This window comes from Pelovirga sp. (assembly GCF_059864205.1).
This window is the reverse complement of record NZ_JCBCBS010000172.1, coordinates 1-1,523: the sequence shown is the minus strand read 5'-3', so window position 1 is coordinate 1,523 and position 1,523 is coordinate 1. Positions and strand designations below refer to the sequence as shown.

General features: G+C 49.9%; 2 protein-coding genes. Both read right to left on the bottom strand.

Annotation, left to right across the window (positions count from 1 at the left end; translation table 11 throughout):
• A partial coding sequence (locus AC6F7T_RS11035; RefSeq protein WP_500718824.1) for a hypothetical protein occupies window positions 1-962 on the bottom strand: 962 nt, incomplete at its 3' end.
• 237 nt (window positions 963-1,199) lie between these two features.
• Window positions 1,200-1,334, bottom strand: a complete 135-nt coding sequence (locus AC6F7T_RS11030; RefSeq protein ID WP_500718822.1) for a hypothetical protein — start codon at window positions 1,332-1,334, stop codon at window positions 1,200-1,202.
• Window positions 1,335-1,523 lie beyond the last annotated feature (189 nt).

The window sequence follows — 1,523 nt, the reverse complement described above, 5'->3', positions numbered from 1 at the left end:
GCATTGAACACGTTGATGCAGTAGTCATCCCGGTTCACTCCCAGCCAGAGATTAGCATGGGATCCGTCGCTGCCGGTATACTTAATGAGTCCATCGTAGACCGGGGCAAATTCGTTATGGGGGACAAATATGACTTCCTCGGTGATGAAGTCGACATAACCATAATCGTTGCTGTAGTAACGGCCACTGATGGTACTTGCAGTGCCATCGTAATTATCATTATTCAAGTTCACATAAGTCTCAAAAGAATCGATCTTGTAGTTTCTGAGCCAGTAAGTTTTTCCGGAGGGCTCTTCCAGGGTCATGTTGATGGTTGTGTGACTGACCACGTCCCATTCATTGATTTTGCTAACGAGTTTGCCGTACAGAGCGTACCTGTCGACACTGTCGTCCAGGTAGAGGGGATTCGCCGTAAAGGACAGCGTTAGCAGCTCCCCGTCATAATCTATGGAGAGGGTCATTTTGCCGTTTAAGATTATGATGTCGAGCCCCTCCCCAACATTGCAGTCAAAAAAGGTGATGTCACCTTTGACGCTGGTCTCTGTTTCTTTCAGTGTGTCGGTTGTGTATCCGTCCGGATAGTTGCTGCACAATTCCCCGGGTTCAAGCAGCCCGAGCGGTGCTACCCGGTTGCCCGGTTGTGTCATGAAAAGGATCTGCTTGATCAGGGTCACCAGGTGATAGGGATCATCGATCCGGGTTGCCGAGGGGGCGGACGTTTCCAGGGACAAAGGCATAATGTCGGCGTAGTCAAAGCCGCCGTAGGCGCCGAGGATCAGACCTTCGGCATTGTCCGCATCGAGGTACGCCATGGTGCGATCGCCGGTGTAGGCCGAGGAGGCGATATCCTTGCTTCCGCCACCCCCACCGCCACCACCGCAGGAAATTAGAAGCACAGGTAAAAAAAGGAAGAAAACCAACAGCACAACCAGATGAAATGACGGCGTTTTTGTGCTTCTCATGACAGCCTCCTTTTATGATGTTAATTCTGGGATCCATGTGAAAGTGTAGTACGGAAACTGCCTTTATCAAGAATCTTTTTTTAATCATAAATTATTGTTTTATAATGATTTTCTTGGTCAAGGAAGGGCGTGGAAGTAGCTGGAGTGCGGCATAAACAGTGCGCTTCGCAATGCCTCTGCTACGGGGTATTCCGCATTGTGACTTGATGCACTAAAGCGACCGGCATCAGGCCTGATTTAAGAGGGCGGATTGGTATATAATTCGTTGAAGATTGACAGCCTCATCTTTTTATCCAACAGCAGGGTCCTGCCGTTGTCTTCGCCGATTTCTGCCAGGGCCTGCTCCAGCCCTTTCAGAATGGTTTCGGTCATCCACTGGTTGCTACGCAAACAGTGGATGACCCATGGTCAACTTCTTTCCTGGGCATAAAAAAGCCCCGATCGCAGGGATCGGGGCGGTGGCAGTCAATGCCCAGGGTGGACAACGGCAAGAAATGCCCGGTTCAACTGTTTTATGTTGAAGCACAGTCTTACTGGCTATAATTGCCCCAGTTCTCAATG